The organism is Corallococcus terminator, assembly GCF_003611635.1.
GTDB lineage: Bacteria > Myxococcota > Myxococcia > Myxococcales > Myxococcaceae > Corallococcus > Corallococcus terminator.
In genome coordinates this window covers 1-14,898 of sequence record NZ_RAVZ01000256.1, presented here as the reverse complement: position 1 = coordinate 14,898, position 14,898 = coordinate 1, and the positions used below count along the sequence as shown (strand labels likewise).

Annotated in this window: 14 protein-coding genes; 4 read left to right on the top strand and 10 right to left on the bottom strand. The window is 69.3% G+C overall.

The window, feature by feature from the left end:
- The 3 genes from D7V88_RS29410 to D7V88_RS29400 all read right to left on the bottom strand — a co-directional run.
- A partial coding sequence (locus tag D7V88_RS29410; protein ID WP_147448912.1) for a TolC family protein occupies nucleotides 1-1,396 on the bottom strand: 1,396 nt, incomplete at its 3' end.
- A gap of 160 nt (nucleotides 1,397-1,556) precedes the next feature.
- Entirely contained in the window at nucleotides 1,557-2,201 is a 645-nt protein-coding gene (locus D7V88_RS29405) for a methyltransferase family protein (RefSeq protein ID WP_120543937.1), read from the bottom strand.
- A gap of 86 nt (nucleotides 2,202-2,287) precedes the next feature.
- Nucleotides 2,288-2,833, bottom strand: a complete 546-nt coding sequence (locus D7V88_RS29400) for an RNA polymerase sigma factor (protein WP_120543936.1) — start codon at nucleotides 2,831-2,833, stop codon at nucleotides 2,288-2,290.
- A 172-nt stretch (nucleotides 2,834-3,005) separates the two neighbouring features.
- Between D7V88_RS29400 and D7V88_RS45255 the strand changes: the two genes are divergently transcribed.
- From D7V88_RS45255 to D7V88_RS29380, 4 genes are all read left to right on the top strand, one after another.
- Nucleotides 3,006-4,595 (top strand): Tox-REase-5 domain-containing protein, encoded by a 1,590-nt coding sequence (locus D7V88_RS45255; RefSeq protein WP_120543935.1) that lies wholly within the window; start codon nucleotides 3,006-3,008, stop codon nucleotides 4,593-4,595.
- Between the two features lie 13 nt (nucleotides 4,596-4,608).
- The gene (locus D7V88_RS29390; protein ID WP_120543938.1) at nucleotides 4,609-5,331 is read left to right on the top strand and encodes an immunity 52 family protein; all 723 of its coding nucleotides are present in this window, start codon (nucleotides 4,609-4,611) and stop codon (nucleotides 5,329-5,331) included.
- Between the two features lie 64 nt (nucleotides 5,332-5,395).
- A complete protein-coding gene (locus tag D7V88_RS29385; RefSeq protein ID WP_120543934.1) occupies nucleotides 5,396-6,160 on the top strand; it encodes an Imm52 family immunity protein in 765 nt (254 codons plus the stop codon).
- 138 nt (nucleotides 6,161-6,298) lie between these two features.
- A complete protein-coding gene (locus D7V88_RS29380) occupies nucleotides 6,299-7,033 on the top strand; it encodes an immunity 52 family protein (RefSeq protein ID WP_120543933.1) in 735 nt (244 codons plus the stop codon).
- Nucleotides 7,034-7,049: 16 nt separating this feature from the next.
- Here the strand turns inward: D7V88_RS29380 and D7V88_RS29375 are convergent, their stop codons facing one another.
- The 7 genes from D7V88_RS29375 to D7V88_RS29345 form a co-directional block, all read right to left on the bottom strand.
- Nucleotides 7,050-10,178, bottom strand: a complete 3,129-nt coding sequence (locus tag D7V88_RS29375; RefSeq protein ID WP_120543932.1) for an efflux RND transporter permease subunit — start codon at nucleotides 10,176-10,178, stop codon at nucleotides 7,050-7,052.
- A complete protein-coding gene (locus D7V88_RS29370) occupies nucleotides 10,168-11,361 on the bottom strand; it encodes an efflux RND transporter periplasmic adaptor subunit (protein ID WP_120543931.1) in 1,194 nt (397 codons plus the stop codon). Before D7V88_RS29370 ends, D7V88_RS29375 begins: the two co-directional genes overlap by 11 nt.
- Complete coding sequence (locus D7V88_RS29365) at nucleotides 11,358-12,626, bottom strand: TolC family protein (RefSeq protein WP_158625176.1); 1,269 nt, start codon at nucleotides 12,624-12,626, stop codon at nucleotides 11,358-11,360. Before D7V88_RS29365 ends, D7V88_RS29370 begins: the two co-directional genes overlap by 4 nt.
- Before the next feature lie 102 nt (nucleotides 12,627-12,728).
- Nucleotides 12,729-13,043, bottom strand: coding sequence for a hypothetical protein (locus D7V88_RS29360; protein ID WP_120543929.1), 315 nt, complete (start codon nucleotides 13,041-13,043; stop codon nucleotides 12,729-12,731).
- 102 nt (nucleotides 13,044-13,145) lie between these two features.
- The gene (locus tag D7V88_RS29355) at nucleotides 13,146-13,988 is read right to left on the bottom strand and encodes a peptidoglycan recognition protein family protein (protein WP_120543928.1); all 843 of its coding nucleotides are present in this window, start codon (nucleotides 13,986-13,988) and stop codon (nucleotides 13,146-13,148) included.
- Nucleotides 13,989-14,141: 153 nt separating this feature from the next.
- A complete protein-coding gene (locus tag D7V88_RS29350) occupies nucleotides 14,142-14,432 on the bottom strand; it encodes a hypothetical protein (RefSeq protein WP_147448911.1) in 291 nt (96 codons plus the stop codon).
- Nucleotides 14,433-14,436: 4 nt separating this feature from the next.
- Nucleotides 14,437-14,898, bottom strand: a 462-nt coding sequence (locus D7V88_RS29345; protein WP_120543926.1) for a DUF4331 family protein, incomplete at its 5' end; no start/stop codon positions are given.

Here is a 14,898-nt window from a genome sequence, read left to right as displayed (position 1 = left end):
GAGAAGGGGGAAGGGGCGACGGAGGAGGGGTGGCGGGCGCGGTGCTTTTCGGGAGGCGGCCTCCCGCGAGGCGCTCCAGGTCGGCGCGGGTCGTCCAGTAGTCGCGGACGGTCTCCAGGTAGGCGCGCCAGGCCTCCACCTGTTCGCGCCGGGCGATGAGGAGCGCGGGCAGGCCGATCTGCATCGCGTTGTACTGGCGTTGCGACTCCTCGACGATGGTGGTGCGCAGCGGGAGCACGACCTTCTGGTAGCGGTCCGCCATGTTCCGGAGCGTCATCAGCCGGGCCCTGGCCGCGCGCACCTCCGAGCGGGCGTTCACGGACAGCTCCGTCAGCCGGTCCTCGCCCTGGCGGTACTGTGCTTCCAGCCTGGCGATGAGGGCCTGTCGCTGATCGAAGATGGGCAGCTCCAGCGACAGCGTGGGGCCGAAGAGGCGTGGACCGTTGGCGTCGCGGTGCGTGTGCACACCCACTTCCACGCGGCCGAAGAAGCGCGTGCTGCGGGCCAGCTCCAGCGCGTTCCACAACAGCGACGCCTGCTTGCGGGCCGCGTCGATGTCCAGTCGCTGCCGGATGGCGAGGGTCTCCAGGTGTTCCAGCGAAGTCTCCGACGCGGGCACCTCCGGCAGCTTTTCCGACAGCGTCCATTGGACCCGCGCGCCGAACAGGCCCATCAGCCGGTTGAGGTGTTCGCGGGCTTCGAACAGCGCCAGCTCCTCCTGGGCGAGATCCAGGCGGGCCTGCTCCAATGAGGCCTGCTCGGTGGCGAGCGCGAGCGCGGTGACGTTGCCCGCGGTGCGCTGCCGGTTCGCGAGCTCCGCCGCGGCGTCGGCGGCCTGGAACACCTCGCGGCGCAGGGCGACGAGCTGCTGGCGGGCCTGGACCTCGGTGAACGTCTGGCGGACCTCCGCGGTGGTGGCCAGGGCCTCGTGCGCGACGCGCAGCGTGTCCGCCATGAACTGCTCCTTCGCCACCCGCTTGCGCAGGGGCAGCGTGAAGAGGTCCACGAAGCTCTGGACGATGGAGAACTCCGATTCGGTGCTGCCGTCGGAGGACAGCGGGAAGCCGATGCTCCCGTCGAAGGACGGGTTGGTGAGCAGCCCGGCCTGCACCATGTCCGCCTGGGACACGCCCAGCTCCTCGTACGTGCCCTGGAGGGCGGGGTTGTTGAGCAGGGCCACCTCCACCGCGCGGTCCGACGTGAGGGCTTCCGCGAGCAGGGCATCCAGGTGCTGTTGCACCTGCGCGTCCTCCGGCGTGCCCTGGTTCCAGCGCGTCTTCAATCCCGTGCGCTCCTCCACGAGTGTCGCCACCTCCGAGTGTCCGCGCTCCTTCTGCACGGAGGCGCAGCCACCCAGGAGGAAGACCGCGAGGAGGCAGGGGTATTTCCAGTGCACACGAGACCTCGGAAGCGGCGTGCCCGTACGGCCAGCCAGGATGCCGGCCACGGATGAGCAAGGGACGGGCCAGGACGTTGCTTAGCGCAAACCCACGGAACGACGGCGTTCGGAGCCACACGCTCGCGCCGCAACGAGGGACGAAGTGTGACCGTCAACGTCACACTGTGATGCCCGGGGCCGTGGGGGACCCGAGTCGTCCCACGCCCGGCACGAAGCGGCCCACGCGCTCCGCATAGCGTGCATAGGCGTCGCCGTGCAGGTGGAGCAGGTGGGCTTCCTCCAACCGCACCTGGAGCGAGACGAGCAGCACGTAGTCGAGCCAGCCCATCACCGTCCAGGCACTTGGGGTCGCGAGCGTCACGCCTGTCACCACGGTGAGCATGCCGCTGAAGATGGGATTGCGCACGATGCCGAAGAGGCCGCCGGTCACCAGTTCCGTGCGCTCGGAGTCGATGCCGATGCGCCACGAGGCGCCCATCTCCAGTTGGGCACGCACCGTGACGAAGAAGCCCACGACCACCAGCGCCCAGCCGCTCCACCGGAGGGCGTCGGGGACACGCCAGAGCCCCAGGGCCTGCTCGCCGAGCGCGAGGTGCGCTCCACTCCAGAGCACGATGGCGGCCATGAACAGCGCCATGCCCACCCCGATGACCCGTTGGAGCGGTGGGCCTGAACGGTGCAGCACCAGCGCGGGTCGCCCCGTGCGCCGGCGCAGGCGCACGGAGGGAAGGACCATGGCGAAGAGGAGGAAGGCGAGGGTGGTGAAGGGGAGGGCCGGTCGGGTGAAGGCTGCGATGTCCATGGAGGCCTCGTGAGGAAGGGAGCGGCGTCACCGCCCCTGTTTCCCCAGGCTGACGCCCGGACCCGCGCGGCCTTACATCTGCATTTTCAGGAGGGCGAACAGGCGCAGTCCACGCACCCCTCCGCGCAGCAGTGGCCGCAGAGGTCCACCAGTTGTCGACCCAGGGCCTGCCGGGCACGGTGCAGTCGCACGGCGGCGTTGTTGGCGGAGATGCCGGCCTCCTGGGCGAACGCGGCGACGGTCACCCCCTCCAGGTCGACGCGGCGCACGGCCTGGGCGTATTCGGGTTTGAGGGTCCCGGCGAGTCCGGCGACGCAGCCGCACACGGTCGCCTCCAGGCCTGGGTCGTCCTCCGTGGACAGTGGCTGCTCGCGGCCCAGGGATTCCAACGCCGAGGCTTCGCGCTGCGTGCGGCGATGCGCGTCGACCAGGGCATTGCGCAGCAGCCGGTAGAACCAGGCCACCGCGCTCTGCTCTTCGCGCAGCGCTCCGCCCTGTTCCATGCCCTTCACGAAAGCGGCCTGCAACACTTCGCGGGCGGCTTCCTGGCTGCCGACGCGCGGCGTGAGGAACGCGAGGAAGGCATGGTGGTGGCGCAGCAGGGTTTCGAGCGCTTCGGGTGACAGGCTCATGCGGTGGCCTTGCTCGCCGTGGTGCGCTGTTCGCGTTCGTGCACGTCCATGTTCACGAGATAGTCCGTGGGCCGCGGAAGGTGCAACGCTCCATCGAAAGGCGTCGCCTTGTCAGGGCAGGGTGGCTGCCGCCATGTCGCCTGCCTTCGAGAGAGCTGGCTGGGAGTGGACGATGCGTGCGGACGTCGTGGTGGTGCTGTGTCTGGCACTGGTGGTCGCGGGTTGCGCCGGGGTGGAGGCGTCCTCTGGGAGAGGAGGTACGCGGGGGCTTCGGCAGCGCGCGGCCTACGCGCTGGACGGCTCCGGGGAAGGGCGTCGGAGCGCCGAGGCGGAAGACGAAGACTTCGAGGAAGAGCGCCGCCGTGAGCCGGTGCGCGTGCCGAGGGGGACGGTCATTCATGGCGGTCGTCCTGGTGAGCTGTCGCGGCAGGCCCTGGAGATGGGGCTGTTGGACGTGGACGCGTTCGAGAAGTTGCTGGTGTGCGCGGGGCTGGAGAACGTGGACGAGCTGCCCGTCCGTCGCAATCCCTTTACGCCCGAGGACGCGGTCGAGGTGCTGGGGCGGCTGATGGAGAAGCCGGTGTCCCTGCGCGCTTTCCCGCCGCGCATGGCCGCGGCCTTCCTCCTTCGCGAGGTGCTGGAGCGAGGAGAAGTCTCTCGGGAGGAAATGGTGCGCCGGGTGGCGCGCTTCTCCCGGGAGCAGGTGGCGGTGCTGAGGCCGGACGGCTACCTGGCGTGGGCGCTCACCGGGAGGACGCAGCAGAGGGTGGCGCCTGTCGCATGGAAGGACGGGGCATTCCGAGCGGGTTACTTCGAGCTGGGGCGTTTCTACAGCGGACGGGGCGGCGTCTTCCGTCACGTGGATGCACAACTTCGAGCCTCGGACTGGAGGCCCCTGGCCGAGGTGTACGACGACGCGGACGTCATCAACCGCTCGCTGGATGGAGCGGAGGATGCGTTCGTGGGCCTGTACCACGCCGTGGGACAGGTGCTCTCCCATCCGACGGACAGCATCGCGGGGCTGAGACATCTTCCGGCGGGCGTGGTGGCGCTCATTGCGTCGTCGCCCGAGTACTGGGAGCGATTCCATCTCATGACGGCGGGGGAGCAGATTCGCGAGGTGGCGCGGCTGGCGACGAATGTCCTCGTCACCTGGGGTGCGGCCTCCGCCACGACGCGCACGGTGACGGGAGTGGTGGCGGGAGCCGAGGCCACGGTGCCGGTGCTCTCCTTGTCGGCGGAGGGTGTGCTGGTGCTGGAGCGCATCGCGGTGCCGGTGGGGCGAGCGGCGACGGTGTTGAGCAGTGGGCCCGGGGCCGTCATCGTCCTCCAGCGCGCCAACGCCTCCACGAATGGTGCCGCACCTGCGGCGGGTCCCGGTCAGTGGGGGCCCTCCAAGGAATCGATGTCCGAACGGGCCCGGCGCTACCAGGAGCAGATTTCAGGGCACTCGGCGGACGAGGCCTACTGGGTGGGGGGCGTGAAGTTCGACGGCTTCACGGACGGCGTGCTGCTGGATGCGAAAGGCCCAGGGTACGCGAACAAGTTCCTCGACAATCTCACGCCCAAGGTCTGGTTCGAGAAGTCAGGCGCGAACGCACTTGTCGAGCAGGCTCAGCGACAGCTCCGCGCCTCCGGCGGTACAGGAACCCAGGTTCGGTGGCATGTCGCGGAGCAGAAGACAGCGGACGCGATAAGGGGCCTTCTGCGGGGAAGGGGCTTCACGGAAATTGAAGTCGTCTTCACTCCTCCGCTACCTTGAGGTGAGGCCCCACATGACTGAAACCATCTACGCGGGTTCTTACTGGGGAGCGCGAAAGGAGTCTGCGGAGGCGTGTGCTCTCCGCATGGAACGCCTCTTCGCAAGTCTCGCCAACGTCGACCCCGGTTTCGCCCAATGGTTCCAGCAGGGTAGATCTCGCAAGGCCGCGCTCCAACGTCCCATTGAGCCAAGAGGGCCTGCCCTTGAGGCGCTGATTCGCCGGGGCAGGGACCGTGTTTTCGAGGACCTCGGATTCCGGGTGCGCGGCTGGAATGGCGTGACCGATGATCATGACGCCAGCGGCTTTGATGTCACCTGTGGTGGTTACGCTCAAGCCGTGAACAATTTCTGCGTCTTCAGCCTCCCCACACAGGGGCCTCATGCGGAGAGGGTGCTGACAGCGCCCATCCTGGGTGGGATCGTTCGGAGCATGGCGACGGCCTGGGAACCGGAGTGGGCCATCGCGACCTCATCGGCTCACCGAGATCTGGTGACCGAAAACCCCAAGCCCGGAACCTTTGTCGGCTGGGTCATGTACCTCGCCCGAAGTCGTGGGTCCGTGCCCCCGCTGCCAGCCCCCGTGCGGATCGAACCCGTCGAGGACAAGGGCACGCTGCTCATCCTCACCCCCGAGCGCTTCACCGTGAGCAACCCGGAGCACGTCGCGCTGGCCGAGCACGTCCGGGGGCTTCTCGAAAATTCAGGACTGATGAAGCCCCTCACTCAGGCGGCGTAGGACTGGGGAAACAAGATCAAGGAGATTGCTGTCATCCACACCCCGGCGCGATGAGGAGAGCCCCGTGACCGACACGTCTAATCTCCAGACCCAACCTGAGACCTACTATGCCGGTGTCTACTGGGGGCCTCGTAAAGAATCGGCTGGGGAGTGTGCACGGCGCACTGCGGACTTCCTCAACCGGTTGGCTCAGTACGACCCATTCTTGGCCCATTGGTACAAGCCGGCCCGGTCCCACAAGGATGCGCGCAAACACCCACTCATGCCGCCCGACGTGGCCTCCCTCACCGAGTTGTTCCGGCGCGGCGTCAATCGGGAGAGCGGAGGGCCCGCCATCGAGCCGTTGGGCTACACCTTCTGGTTCGGCAATGGCGGCGGGGATTACGACAGCGCCGATCTCCGAATTCTGTGTGGTTGCTACGATGAGGCCGTTCTCAATTCGTGCGTGTTGAAGTTGCCCACGTTGGGACATGGCGCGAACGCGGACCGGGTGCTTACCTCGCCCGTGTTGACGGGGGCGGTGAGGAGCATGGTGCTCGCCTGGGAGCCAGATTGGGCATTCGCCACGTCACACGCCTACGAGCGTCAGTCCCGGGAGTCCGATTCAGCGGCTTTCTCCCTGGGTTGGATCACCTACCTCTCACGCCGCCTGGGCCCCGTGCCTCCGCTGCCCGTGCCAGTGCGCACCGAACCCGTCGAGGACAAGGGTACGCTGATCATCCTCACCCCTGAGCGATTCACCGTGAGCAACTTGGAGCACGTTGCGCTGGCCGAGCACGCCCGGGAGATCCTGGACAAAGCAGGGCTGCTGAAGCCCCGCACCCCGTGATCTTCGGAACGCGGACTCATGTGGCCGAAGCAAAAGCGCGACGCTCCATGAGCATTCGTCGCCTTGGCGGAAGGGGAGTGCGAACATCACTGTCGCATTCCTCCGTCATGCCCCCCTTTGTAGGAAGGAGCGGTACGAATGATCAAAGCCTTCCAGAGCGAGGAAACCTACTTTGCTGGCGCGTACTGGGGCGCCCGGAAGGAGTCCTCGGAACAGTGTGCCCGACGGGCAGGGACCCTGCTCGCCGCCCTCCCGAGCGTCGACCCGTCATTCACCCAGTGGTTCCAGCAAGGCAGGTCGCGCAAGGACGCACTGAAACGACCCATCGAGCCCACCTCCGCCGAGTTGGAGAAGCTCATCCTCAAAGGAAAGGACCGGGTGGTCGAGGAGCTGGGATTCCGTTTCGGTGCGTGGAACGGGGCGCCTGATGACTCCGACGGAAGCTCATTCAACGTGACGTGCGGCAGTTTCAGCGACCGGGTGAGCAACGTCTGTGTGTTCAACCTTCCCAACCGCGGACCCACCGCGGACCGGGTGTTGACGGCGCAGGTCCTCTCCGCGCTCGTGAGGAGCATGGCGACTGCCTGGGAACCGGACTTCGCGGCAGCCATGTCGTCGCCGCAGCTTCCGTCGGCCGAGACAGGTGACCCTTCTTCGATCTGGATCGGATGGGTCACCTACCTTTCGCGTCGCCGTGGCCCCGTGCCCCCGCTGCCAGCCCCCGTGCGGATCGAACCCGTCGAGGACAAGGGCACACTGCTCATCCTCACCCCCGAGCGCTTCACCGTGAGCAACCCGGAGCACGTCGCGCTGGCCGAGCACGTCCGGGGGCTCCTGGACAATGCAGGGCTCATGAAGCCCCTCACGCCTTGAGCCCCGGGCCACAGGCTCACGCGGTGGCCTTGCGCGCCGCCCGTCGGGCCGCGATGCGCTCCTGGTGGCCGTGCACCCATGCGTAGAACGTGGGCAGTGCCAGCAGCGTGAAGAGGGTAGAGGTCACGAGCCCTCCCACCATCACCACCGCCAGCGGCCGTTCGATCTCCGTGCCATGCAGCGGCAGCACCAGCAGGGGCAACAATCCGAGGATCGCCGTGCCCGCCGTCATCAGCTTGGGCCGCACCCGCCCCAGGCTCGCTTCGCGCACGGCCTCCGGGAAGGGCTTGCCCCGGGCGATCAGATCCTTCGTCTGCGACACGAGCACCAGGCCGTTCTGCACCGCGATGCCGAACAGGCCGATGAGCCCCACGAGGCTGGACACATTCCAGGTCTCCCCCGCGATGAGCAACGCCAGGATGCCGCCCACGAACGCGTCCGGCAGCGTCGCCAGGATGACCAGCGCCTCCGCCACCGAATCCAGCGCCAGGTACAGCAGGATGAACACCGCCAGCAGCGCCACCGCGATCGCCGCCGTCAACGACTGCGCCGCGCGCTCCTGGCTCTCCACCTTGCCGCCCACGTCCACGAAGTAGCCCGTGGGCAGCTTGAGCTGCGTGGCCAGCACTTCGCGCAGCTCCTTCGCCGTGCCGCCCAGATCCCTGCCGGACACGCCCGCCTCCACCGCGATTCGCCGGCTGCCCGCCTCCCTCCGCACGCTGCCCGCGCCGAATGTCTCTTCAATCGTGGCCAACTGCCCCAATGGGATGCGCGTGCCGTCGTGCCCGTCCACCAGCAGGTTGCGCAGCGCGTTCACGTCGCCCCGGCGGTGGTCCGCCAGCTTCAACACCAGGTCGTAGCGGCGCTGACCCTTCCAGATCTGCGCGGCCTCTTCGCCCACCAGTCCCACGCGGATCGCCTTGATGACGTCCCCGGGCGTCAGTCCCACCCGCGCCACCGCTGCGCGGTTCACCTGGATGCGCAGTTGGGGCAGTCCACTGAGCTTCTCCACCCTCAGGTCCTCCACACCCTCCACCTTCGCCATCAACACCCGCGTGCGCTCCGCGAGCGCCGCCAGCGTGTCCAGATCCGGCCCGAAGATGCGCACCGACAGGTCCGCCGGACTGCCGCCCAGCCCCTCGTCGATGCGCATCCCCAGCGGCGTGGTGAAGAGCGCGGACACGCCCGGCACCTTCTCCACCGCCTCGCGCATCCTCGACTCCAGCGCCTCCCGGTCCCCGGTGACATCCTTCTTGAGCACCACCAGCACGTCGGAGAGCGTGTGCGGCATCGGATCCTCGGTGCGCTCGGCGCGTCCCGTGCGGCGCACCACGTCCTCCACCTCCGGGAACTCGCGCAGCACGTCCTCCACCCGGTGGTTCAGCCGGTCCACCTCGTCCAGGGACGCTTCCGGAGGCAACACCGTCTGGAGCAGGAACGCTCCCTCATCCAGCCGGGGCATGAAGTCACTGCCCACCATGAACGCCAGCCCCAACGCGGGCACGGTGATGGTCAGCGCCACCACGCGCACCAGCCCCGCGCGGCGCATGCACGCCTCCAGGAGCGGCGCGTACGCGGCCTTCGCCTTGCGGATGATCCACACGTCCTCCGGCGCGTCCTCGCGCGGCGCTCGCAAGAGCAGTCCCGACACCACCGGCACCAACGTGAGCGCCAGGGCGAGCGACGCGGCCAGACACGCCACCACCGCCGCCGCGAGCGGCTGGTACATGCGGCCCTCGATGCCCGTCATCGCGAACAACGGGATGAACACCGCCACGACGATGAGCGTCGCGAAAGCGATGGGCCGCCCCACCTCCAGCGCCGCGTGCAGGGCCTCGTCCCGCACCGAACGGCGCCCCTTGCCCTCGCGCAGGTCGTGGATGACGTTCTCCACGACGATGATCGCCGCGTCCACCAGCAGGCCCACCGCGATGGCCAGCCCTCCCAGCGTCATCGTGTTCAACCCGATGCCCGCCGCCTTCAAGAGCAGCCCCGCCAGCGCCAGCGACAGGGGCAGGGTGAGCGTGACGATGAGCGCCGCCCTCCAGTCCCCCAGCATGAGGAAGAGCACCAGCACCACCAGGAACGCGCCCAGCAGGATGGCCCGGCCCACGCCCCCCAGCGCGGAGCCCACCAGCTCCGACTGATCGTAGACGACGCGCAGCTCGACGCCCGGCGGCAGTGAACGGCGCAGCTCGTCGATGGCCGCGCGCACGCCTTCCGTCACCCGCACCGTGTCCGCGCCGAACTGCTTGCTCACGCGGCAGCTCACCACCTCGCCCTTGAGCCGGTGGGCCAGACCTCGCCGCACGGCCGGGGCCTCGCGCACATCCGCCACGTCCCCCAGCAGCACCGGCGTGCTGTCGCGCAGCGCCACGACGGTGTTGTTCAGGTCTTCCACCGTCTCCGCGCGGCCCATCGCCCGCACGGTCCACTCCATGGGCCCCTGCACCACGAAGCCTCCGGACGCGTTGACGCTGGCGCCCTCCAGGCCGTGCTGCACCTCGTTGAGCGTGATGCCTCGCGCCACGAGCTGATCCGGATCCAACAACACCTGGAACTGGCGCAGGTAGCCGCCCAGCCGCTCCACGCCCGCGACCCCGGGCACCGCGAGCAGCCGGTTCTTGATGTCGAACTCCGCCAGATCCCTCAGCGTCATCAGGTCCGCGCTGCCGGGCTCCGCCTCCAGCGTGAACTCGAAGACCTCGTTGAGCCGGCCCGTGAGGCTGGACACCAGCGGCGTGTCGGTGCCGGGCGGCAGCTCTCCCTCCGCCTGGGCCACGCGCTCCACCACGTACTGGCGGCTGCGGAAGTAGTCCGCGTCCGGTTCGAACTCCACCGTCACCTGCGTGACGCCCAACTGGGAGGTGGAGCGGATGCGGCGCACCTCGGGCAGGCCCGCCAGCGCCACCTCCATGGGGATGGCCACCGCCGTCTCCAGCTCCTCGGCGCCCATGGCCGGGTTCTGCACGATGATGTTGAAGATGGGTGCGGACAGGTCCGGGAAGACGTCCTGACGCAGGTTCTTCAGCGCCACCGCGCCAAACGCCGCCAGCGCCAGCACGAGCACCACCGTCAGGCCGGGCCTCGCGAAGGACGCGGTGAGGATGCGGCCCGGCAGCGACGCGCGGGGATCAGTGGCCATGTTCGTCGCCCCCGCCCTTGGACTTCTCCACCTCGGCCTTGAGCAGGAACGCTCCCTCCACCACCACCTGCTCTCCGACGGAGAGCCCCGACAGCACCTCCACCAGCGTGCCCACGCTGCGCCCGCGGCCTACCTCGCGCAGCTCGAAGACCCCGGCCTCCGGCGTCGGGATGAAGGCCACCCAGCCGTTCTCCACCCGCTGGAGCGCCGCCGCCGGCACCGCCGTGAGCGTGGCGTCCGAGTCACCCAGTGGCACGGACGCCGTCGCGGACATGCCCGGCCGCAACTGTCCCTTGCTGTTGTCCAGCTCCAGGCGGACGGGGATGGTCCGGCTGGACGGATCCACCCGCTGCCCCACGTGGCCCACCTTCGCGGGGAACTCCTGGCCCGGGAACGCGGCGAAGGTGACGCGCGCCTCGGTGCCGGGCTTCAGGCGCACCGCGTCCCGTTCGAACGCGTGGACGATGAGCCACAGCGACGACAAATCCCCGATGCGGAACAGGGGCTGGGAGGGATCCGCCATCTGCCCCAGCCGCGCTGAGCGCTCGATGACGGTGCCGTCGATGGGCGCCCTGAGCACGAAGTTCGGGGTGCCGTCGCTGGACGCGCCGCTCGTGCCCAGGGACAGCAGGGACGCCTTCGCGGCGGCGACCTCCGCCTCCGACGCGGCGGCCTCCGCTTCGGCGGCCTGCACGTCCTTGCGCGCGACGATGCGCTCGTCGGCCAGCGTGCGTTTGCGTTCGGCGGCCTGCCTCGCGGCGGTGGCGCGGGCCTGCGCGGCCTGGAGCTCCGCGCGGGCACGGCCCAGCTCCGGACTCTGGAGGTCCGCCAGCCGCTGGCCCTGCTTCACCGCCTGGCCCGTGGTGACGACGACGGCCGCCACCCGCGCGGGCACCGGCGTGGACACCTCCGCGTAGGCATCCTCGCTGAAGGTCAGCTCGCCCAGCGCGGTGACGCTCTCTCCGCCGGGGCGCGCCTCCACCTTCGCGGTGGTGACGCGCAGGTCCCGGAGCATCTCCTGGGGAACGTGTACGTGGTGCTCGTCCTCGGGCTCGTCGTGGGTCTTCGCCGGGGCGGCTTCGTCGTGTCCGTCCTCGTGCGCGTCGTCGTGGCCGGGCTTGGAGGACTTGCAGGAGGTGAGGCCCACGACGAGGGCGGTCAGCAGCAGGAGGGTGGACTTCATGGCGTGACTCCCATTTCCACTGCGTATTGCACCCGGGCGAGGCCGACCTCGAGCAGGCTGTCGAGCCACGCGGTCCGCGCCTCCAGCGTGTCGCGCCGGATGAGGATGAAGCCCGCGAGATCCAACTCACCGGCGTCGTAGGAGCGCCGGGCAAGCGATTCGTTGTCGGCGAGCAGCGGCAGCGCTTCGGCTTCCAGCAGCTCCAGTGCCTCCACCCGCGCGAAGTAGCGCCCGCCCGCGGCGGAGGTCTGGTTCGCCACGGCCATCCGCGCGACCTTCAGCAGGGAATCGAGACGGTTCGCCTCGGCCTCCGCGCTGGCGCGTGCCTCCTGCCCCCTGGCGAAGACAGGCAGTGGCACGCTGAGCGTTCCCAGCAGCACCGTCTCGTCGGCCTCGCGCTGGTAGCGCACGCCCAGGGTCACATCCGGAAGGGCCTCGCGCCGTCCCAGGGTGGCGTTGGCCTGGGCCTGGGTGTGTTCCTCCTCCAGGGCCGTGAGGTCCGCGCGCTCCAGCTTCTTGCGCGTGTCCCTGGGCAGGGGCGCCAGCGCCAGCGTTCGCAGGTCGCCCTGGACGCCGGGCACCTCGGGGATGCTGGCCCCCAGCAGGGCACGCAGCTCATCCATCAAGGCCGAGGCCTCCCCCCTGGCGAGCGCCTGCTCCGCCCGGGCCCGGGCCCGGGCCACCTTCGCCACGTTGACGTCCACCACCGGGACGTCACCGGCCTCGAAGCGGCGCTCGGTGGCGTGAACGGTGTCGGTCAAAGCCACCACGACGGTGTCCGCCAGCTTCACGCGCTCCTGGGCGTGCAGGACGCGAAGGAAGCGGCCCGCCACCTCGCCCAGGACGAGCCGTTCAGCGTCGCGCTCCTGGGCTTCCTCGCGTGAAAGGCCGGCCCGCGCGGCGTCCCGGCGCAGGCCCTGCTGGCCTCCGATTTCGAGGGGCTGTGAGAGCCCCACCGCGAGATCCGTCCCCCGCTCGCCGGTGACGAGCCGGCGCGGGCCCGCCTGCAGGTCGAGCTGCGGATTGCCTCGAAGCAGCGGCGCGGCGCCAGCCACCTGGCCCCGGGCGGCCTGGACGTGGGCACGGGCCTCCAGCAGGGCAGGGGCCCGCTCCCGGGCCAGGGCCAGGGCGGCTTCGAACGTGAGGGGAGGACCCGAGCCCCTCCCTTGATTGGCGCGCGCGTAGGTCGGACCCGCGTCGGCGGGGGACGTCACAAGCAGGGCGGCGGCGAGCCCGAAGGCTGCCGTCGCGGAACGGATGAACACGGGAAGGACCCCTGGAATGGCGGGCGCCGCGCACCAGCAGTCCCGGACAGGGCCGGACACACCGGTGACGCAAACGCGTGCGAACGGACGACGGACGCGGGCCTAGACCAGAGGGGCTATGGGGACGTGCAGGATGTCATCCGCGTCCGTGGACGACGGCGCTACGGCGTCGATCAGGATGCGGGGGCAACGGGGCGCGGAACTCACGAAGCCCGGCAGCGGAACGGCGACGGCCAGCGGCTTCACGTGACTGCAACAGGCGCAGTCCACGCAGGTCTCCGCGCACTGACCCTGGGCGTCGTCATCCGAACACCCGGTGACGCAGATCTCCGGCGGCACCGGTCCGAAGGCATGCGCGAGGCCGCCTCCCACCGGAGCGAGGATCATCAGGCAGATGAAGAGCCAGAGTCGGAGCACCGGGTGGTCTTCTAGCACGCCCCGGCGCCCCTTCACATCCAGACAGGTGCTGGAACGCTCCCGAGGGTGACCTCAAGGGAGCGCTCCTACGTCAGGCCCGTCTCAGGTGCCAATGCCCTTGCGCAGCCGGGCCCAGTCGAAGTTGGCCGCCGGGTCGTCCTTGCGGCCCTTGGGCACCGCGACGTCCTTGTGCCCGACGATGTTGCCCGCCGGCACCTTGTGCTCCTGCTTCAGGTAGCCCACGAGCTGCGTCAGCGCCTTGTACTGGGCGTCGGTGAAGGCCGTCTTGCCGCTGCCGTCGTTGACGATCTCGATGCCGATGGAGCGCCCGTTCACGTCCGTGGGCACGCCGTTGAGCTCGCCCTTGCCCGCGTGCCAGGCCCGCTTGTCGTCCCCGACGAGCTGGTAGATCTTCCCGTCCCGGTCCAGCATGTAGTGCGCCGACACCTTGCTCTGCGGGTCGCGCATCCACGCCATGTCACCCTTGCCGTTGTTCGTCCCGGTGTGGTGCAGGACGATGGCGTCGATGTCCGCGCCGTTGCGCGAGTCGGAATTGGGCGACGGCGCGCTGATGACCTCCGGCTTGGTGAACTTCCCCGGCTGGGTGGGCGTCGTCGGCGTCGTCGGAACCGTCGGCTTCGCGAGCGCCTTCTTCAGGGCCGCGGCCGTCTGCTCGCCGTAGAATCCGGTGGTGGGCAGCTTCTGGGCGCCCTGGAACTTCTTCACCGCCGCCTCGGTCAGCGAACCGAACGTGCCCGGGCCCGTGGCCGCCTGTGCCTTCGTCAGGTAGCCCAGCTTCACGAGGCCATCCTGGAGCTGCTTCACCTTCGGGCCACTGTCACCCTTCTTCAGCCCGGCGGGCGGCGCGGTGATCGCGGGGGCCGTGGCAGCCGCCCGCGAAGTCACGGTGGCGGTGACGCGGGAAGCGATGGAGCGGATGCTCATGATGTAAAATCCCGGTAAAAGTGAAGAGAGGTTGCTTTCGCGATTATCGCCCCGGTGCTCCGGAAGTTGTGTGATTCGGCTCCCAGGATGAAAACAGCCCCGAGACCCGGGTTTCATGCCGGGTCACGGGGCTGCGGGTGATCGGCCTTCCGCCTACTGGAAGAAGGCGGGCGGGAACGCGTCCGCCGGCTCGGTGTCGACAAAATTCTTGTCGTCGAGCGTCACGGGCGTGCCCGTCTCATTGGTCTGGTTCTCGATCTGATCCCTCACGAAGGCCGTGAACTCGGTGGTCGTGGGGCCGGCGTCCGGGGTCCCGGAGTCGGGCGTGCCGGAGTCCGGGGTGCTTCCGCCGTCCGGCTTGTCGTCATCGTCGTCGCTGCATCCGGTGTAGGCCAGGGTTGCGCCCAGCGCGAGGATGCAGGCCATGGCTCTCAGGCTGCGCATGGCATCACGTCCCGTCGCCGTTGGCGCCCGCGTTGGGCGTCCGCAGATAGGGGAAGGTGGCGTCGAACTGCGACGCATCCTGGAGCACGCCGTCGTTGAACGGGATGTTGCGCGACGGGGCCTGGGTGTCGTCGGCCAGCAGGTAGCCCATGGCCACACGCAGCTCGATGTCCACCACGTCGTCGCCGGGGCGGCGGCCGTTGGGGAAGCCCGCCGGATCACAGCCCGCGAGGCCGGTGTCCAGCTTGCCGTCCTTGAAGCAGCCCGCGGCGCCCAGGTTGTTCTGGGTCGCCTTGGCGGTGGCGGGCAGCGCCATGTTCAACCGCTGCATCTCCGCCGTGGAGCCGTTGGCGTTGACGCCGGTGACGCCGGTGAGGAACGCCGTCACCAGGTCCGCACGCGGGAAGACAGTGGGTGCCCTCACGCCGTCGGTGGTGAAGAGCGTCTCCAGCAGGGCGGGCAGGGT

What these genes read in the sequence shown, in the direction of transcription:
- D7V88_RS29350 (WP_147448911.1), bottom strand. Translation starts at nt 14,432, where the DNA reads ATGCGCAGCCTGAGAGCCATGGCCTGCATCCTCGCGCTGGGCGCAACC.
- D7V88_RS29390 (WP_120543938.1), top strand. Translation starts at nt 4,609, where the DNA reads ATGACTGAAACCATCTACGCGGGTTCTTACTGGGGAGCGCGAAAGGAG.
- D7V88_RS29355 (WP_120543928.1), bottom strand. Translation starts at nt 13,988, where the DNA reads ATGAGCATCCGCTCCATCGCTTCCCGCGTCACCGCCACCGTGACTTCG.
- D7V88_RS29405 (WP_120543937.1), bottom strand. Translation starts at nt 2,201, where the DNA reads ATGGACATCGCAGCCTTCACCCGACCGGCCCTCCCCTTCACCACCCTC.
- D7V88_RS29375 (WP_120543932.1), bottom strand. Translation starts at nt 10,178, where the DNA reads ATGGCCACTGATCCCCGCGCGTCGCTGCCGGGCCGCATCCTCACCGCG.
- D7V88_RS29380 (WP_120543933.1), top strand. Translation starts at nt 6,299, where the DNA reads ATGATCAAAGCCTTCCAGAGCGAGGAAACCTACTTTGCTGGCGCGTAC.
- D7V88_RS29370 (WP_120543931.1), bottom strand. Translation starts at nt 11,361, where the DNA reads ATGAAGTCCACCCTCCTGCTGCTGACCGCCCTCGTCGTGGGCCTCACC.
- D7V88_RS29400 (WP_120543936.1), bottom strand. Translation starts at nt 2,833, where the DNA reads ATGAGCCTGTCACCCGAAGCGCTCGAAACCCTGCTGCGCCACCACCAT.
- D7V88_RS45255 (WP_120543935.1), top strand. Translation starts at nt 3,006, where the DNA reads ATGCGTGCGGACGTCGTGGTGGTGCTGTGTCTGGCACTGGTGGTCGCG.